The sequence below is a fragment of the Gluconobacter aidae genome (assembly GCF_009547075.1).
Taxonomy (GTDB): domain Bacteria; phylum Pseudomonadota; class Alphaproteobacteria; order Acetobacterales; family Acetobacteraceae; genus Gluconobacter; species Gluconobacter aidae.
Map to the genome: position 1 here is coordinate 1 of NZ_WIPH01000072.1, position 4,252 is coordinate 4,252.

A 4,252-nucleotide genomic window follows, 5' to 3' on the forward strand; every position below is an offset into this window, starting at 1 on the left:
TCGCCCTGTCTGAAAAATGGGGACCACCTCTTAACGACCTGTAGGATCGGTAGCCCCCACCTCCCTCGCGAAAGCTAGCAACATCGTACCCAGTCGAGCCGGTTGCTCCTGTTGAATCCAATGACCTGCACCATCGATAAGCTCAACGCCACTCATTCCTGTCGTTGCCTTTGTCCTCATGGCATCAAGCGCGCCCGGCGCCGCATAGGTACCCCAATCGCTCTTCCCGCCGATGAAGAGCGACGGGACATCGATAGTCTTGCCCGAAAACAGCCGCAACTCAGCATTTAGTTCAGGATCGGAAAGGACGCGGTAAGCCTGCAGAGCGCCTTGAAATCCGGTGCGATAATACTCCTGAGTATACACACCAAGCTCTGGCTCGGTTAGCCATTTGCAAGCTTGGATCTCGGCAACAGAAGGCTCGAACGCGGCCACGGTTTCGGGCATCGTCTTGCCGAGATCCATGACGTAATAAGTTGGCATTTTCGAGAATTCAGTGGCAGTGCGTGCCTGCAACGGATGCGGCTTGTTCCCAGGCCAGTCTGCACTCTTGACGTAGAAAAATGCACGAAGAAAAGCGTGTAAGCCTTGAGGGGGGTGCCACATGTCCTCATTCGCCCCTGATGTACTCAGGTAATGTTGATAGTACATTCTCGGAGGATCGAGTGCCGCTAGCGCTGCGGCAAGCTTTTGGCTGTCGGTGTTCGGCTGATCCGGCGATGCCTCACTATACGCAATGTTAAACGGAAACGCCGGTGGACCGGGGAATGGCGCACTCATCAGAACCACCGAAGGAAAGACGTCAGGCCTAGCGAGCGCACAATAAGCCGCCACCGGCGAGCCGAGGTCATGTCCGACGAGCATCGCCGTACGCCGATACCCCAATGCCGAAACCAATCCGAGTGCATCGCGTGTCAGATTCAAGAGGCTGAAGGGGGCTAGAGGGGCATCATAACCGTCCCCCCAGCCGGTAGTGCGGCCAAAACCTCGCTGGTCGGGCGCCACGACATGATAGCCGGCGTCAGCTAGGATCGGAATCAGGTGCCGCCAGCCATAAGCCAAGTCCGGAAAGCCGTGCAGCAGTAGCGCCAGTGGCCGGCCAGGGCTGTCGTAACCAGCCTCGAGAATATGGACGTCAAGGCCATTGACCCCCTGGATCATGCGCGAGCGAACGCCCTTGGGCAGCGTTCCTGCGCCATATGACGAAGCGGTCAAATCAATTCCTCCTATGAGATTTGCGCGGGCTGGTCGAGGTGGCGCCGCAACCAGGCTGGCGACACCCGTCGCCAAGACGGCCCGTCGAGACGCAGATCGTGGGTATAGCGGCATCATGGTTCTCCACTATGGCGATCACCATAGTAGGGTGATCGCCATAGATCGGTCAAGCGGAGCGTGGTATGTTCGCAGCATGACACGCAAGACTGACGCCCGCGCTCGAGCGATCGCTACGGCCGAACGGCTATTTCGGATCCAAGGCTATACCGCGACTGGGTTGACCCAGATCCTCGAGGAAAGCAGTGCGCCTAAGGGATCGTTCTACTTTCATTTTCCGCGCGGCAAAGCGCAGTTGGCGGAAGAAGCGATCGATCAATATATCGCAAATAGAATTTCTGTATTGCGGAGTATCTCGGCGAATACGGCAGATAATGCCCTGAATTTCGTGCATCAACTTTTCGACACATTTGCAGCCGAAATGATTGCCTCCGATTTTCAATATGGCTGTCTGATGCAGAATCTGGCGAATGAGTTGCCGGCAATCGACGTCGAGCTGACCAAACGGGTCGCGCGCGGATTTGCCGATTCGACAGAGATTATTGCGGAGCATTTCAGGGGGTGCGGCTTCGCTCCGACGCGCGCATCCTCTTCCGCGACCGCATTGGTAGCCGCCCTCGAAGGCGCGCGAACGATTGCCCGTCTGGAGCACTCGCCGGCCATATTCCTGGCGTTGGCGGATGTCAGCATCCAGGGTTGGGCAATCTCCGGGCGGTGATCCGGGCGGCCGTTCTGGATGTTGGCTGCGCGTATGTTTATGAAGCCCTTGCCCAGCAAGACATCGAGCAAAAGCGACTACAACCGATCCTCCTGAACTGGATACCCAGAGCAGAACCCTTCTGTCTGTATTATCCCAGCCGCAGACAGATGCCCGTGCCCTTACGTGTTTTTATCGATTTCCTGAAAGGCTGAAAAGCGGTAGCGCCGTTGTAGAGTTAGCTCTTCGGTGTATCGATGGCCGTATCTCTGCATCTTCCTACCGAAAAGAGACATTCCGCTTCCCCCCCAAGTCAGCCGCAACGCAGAGAGACGGCTCCAAGCCTGCGTGAGTTAAAATGTTTCTCGCAAAGAGGGCTAGAGACGATCAGGCTGTCTTTCTGGCAGCAGACGTTCTCCTTGCATGACGTCTGTCGAACATGCCTCGAAAAGACCTTTGCGGGTCTCTTTTGGTGTCTCTACCCTATGTCCGATAATGTAGAAAAATGGACATAGATTTTATGTCGGAAAACTGCGGATTCGTGGTATTCCTTGAGGTTTCTGAACGGCTGTTTGTCTAAGTGCCCATCACGCCCTTCATTTCTCTGAACTATACGTCATTGACTCATTCGCCAATGACGTATAGTTCTTTGTAAATGTCAAAGCTGCAGACCGTTGTCGAACTGCCTGAATTCATAAGGCGGGCAAAAGCCCTGATGTCAGACGACGACCGTATGGCTCTGATTAACATGCTCGCTGCGATGCCAGATGCTGGCATTTCTTTAGGCGGCGGTCTGCGAAAGCTCCGCTTTTCCCGCGAGGGTGGGGGGAAGAGGGGAGGGTACAGAACTCTCTACGTTTTTGGCGGAAGACAGATGCCTCTGTTCCTCCTGACTGTTTTTGCCAAAAACGAGAAGGACAATCTGACGCGATCTGAACAGGCCGCCCTGGTAGAGTTGAGCAAGACGCTTGTTGCGAAATACGGAGAACCATCATGAGCGCTTATAATAGCATTCTGCAGGGGCTGAATGAGGCTCTCGCCTATTCGGAAGCTCCGGCCGAGGACAGCGTGACCCACCAGGTCCGTGTTCCGTCGGTTGACGTGGCGGCCATCAGAACCCGGACCGGGCTCTCCCAGGCACAGTTTGCCAGAAGCATCGGGGTCGCCAAGGGGACCCTTCTGAACTGGGAACATGGCCGTCGTCAGCCAACCGGACCAGCCCAGGTTTTGCTGGCGATGTTGGATAAGCGGCCGTCGCTCGTGAGTGAGCTACTTACTGCGGCTCGCTGAGAAAACACAGGTCCCGATACGCTCGTTCAGATGACCGCTACGGGGGGGGGGGGCAAGCGGACTGTCCGATATCTAGATAAAAAAAACAGGTTAACGATCGTGACCTGCTCGCCTTTTTTGATTGCGGCGTATTAGGTGTGACAAGAGTGCACAATGCCTTCAAAGGAATTTTCATTTGTTCTCGCTGAAAAGCCCTCAAGCCGATTCAACTCGTGCACAATATTCCACACGCATAGCATTTCTGATTGCAGGATTCGCGGGGGCCGCGTGGGCACCGATCATTCCTTATGTAAAATTTCGATGTGGTTTGAGTGATGCCCATCTAGGACTTTTACTGCTGTGCCTTGGTGCAGGCTCGATCGTATCCATGCCGGCAGCAGGAAGTCTGGCGGGGCGCTACGGTTGTCGTTGGATCATTGCCATTGCAACCCTCGCTATCTGTGCTGCTCTTCCAGTTCTGGCCTCTTCTGCTTCGATACCTCTTTTGCCAACTGCACTGGTCGTGTTTGGAGCGGGCGTTGGAACCATTGATTGCGTCGTTAATGTTCAGGCCGTCATAGTTGAGCGTGCATGCAAACGAATAATGATGTCCGGTTTTCATGGCCTTTTCAGTGTGGGGGGCTTCTTGGAGCGGTAGCTGTCAGTAGCCTGCTCAGTCTTAGTTTCTCTCCAGCAATCACGTCTGTATCTGTGGCAGCCTTGTTAGTTCTGAGCGCCACTCTTGCCCTGCCAGGTCTGCTTACAGGACGGACCAATGCAGAAGAAAGTGCTTCGTTTGTATTACCCCATGGCGTCGTTTTCGCGATCGGCATGATGTGTTTCATTGTTTTTCTGACTGAAGGCGCAGCCATAGATTGGAGTGCTGTTTTTCTTGCGACTGTCCGCCATATTGATATGCGATACACAGGATTAGGATATGTTGCATTTTCATGCACCATGACTTTGGGCCGACTGTTTGGAGATTATCTTGTAAATCGTGTTTCGGGGCGTTTC

The 4,252-nt window shown here is 54.5% G+C and carries 5 protein-coding genes and 1 pseudogene; 5 read left to right on the top strand and 1 reads right to left on the bottom strand.

Going from position 1 to position 4,252, the window contains the following annotated elements; genetic code table 11:
• Window positions 1-30 precede the first annotated feature (30 nt).
• The gene (locus GFJ39_RS13600) at window positions 31-1,215 is read right to left on the bottom strand and encodes an alpha/beta fold hydrolase (RefSeq protein ID WP_228391975.1); all 1,185 of its coding nucleotides are present in this window, start codon (window positions 1,213-1,215) and stop codon (window positions 31-33) included.
• A 193-nt stretch (window positions 1,216-1,408) separates the two neighbouring features.
• Between GFJ39_RS13600 and GFJ39_RS13605 the strand changes: the two genes are divergently transcribed.
• The 5 genes and pseudogenes from GFJ39_RS13605 to GFJ39_RS14375 form a co-directional block, all read left to right on the top strand.
• Window positions 1,409-1,990, top strand: coding sequence for a TetR/AcrR family transcriptional regulator (locus GFJ39_RS13605; protein WP_153431967.1), 582 nt, complete (start codon window positions 1,409-1,411; stop codon window positions 1,988-1,990).
• The gene (locus GFJ39_RS13610; RefSeq protein ID WP_325062955.1) at window positions 1,987-2,184 is read left to right on the top strand and encodes a LysR substrate-binding domain-containing protein; all 198 of its coding nucleotides are present in this window, start codon (window positions 1,987-1,989) and stop codon (window positions 2,182-2,184) included. Before GFJ39_RS13605 ends, GFJ39_RS13610 begins: the two co-directional genes overlap by 4 nt.
• 440 nt (window positions 2,185-2,624) lie before the next feature.
• Window positions 2,625-2,966 (top strand): type II toxin-antitoxin system RelE/ParE family toxin, encoded by a 342-nt coding sequence (locus GFJ39_RS13615; protein ID WP_153431971.1) that lies wholly within the window; start codon window positions 2,625-2,627, stop codon window positions 2,964-2,966.
• Window positions 2,963-3,259, top strand: coding sequence for a helix-turn-helix domain-containing protein (locus tag GFJ39_RS13620; protein WP_153431973.1), 297 nt, complete (start codon window positions 2,963-2,965; stop codon window positions 3,257-3,259). Before GFJ39_RS13615 ends, GFJ39_RS13620 begins: the two co-directional genes overlap by 4 nt.
• A 570-nt stretch (window positions 3,260-3,829) precedes the next feature.
• Window positions 3,830-4,252, top strand: a pseudogene (locus GFJ39_RS14375) (MFS transporter); the annotation flags it as partial.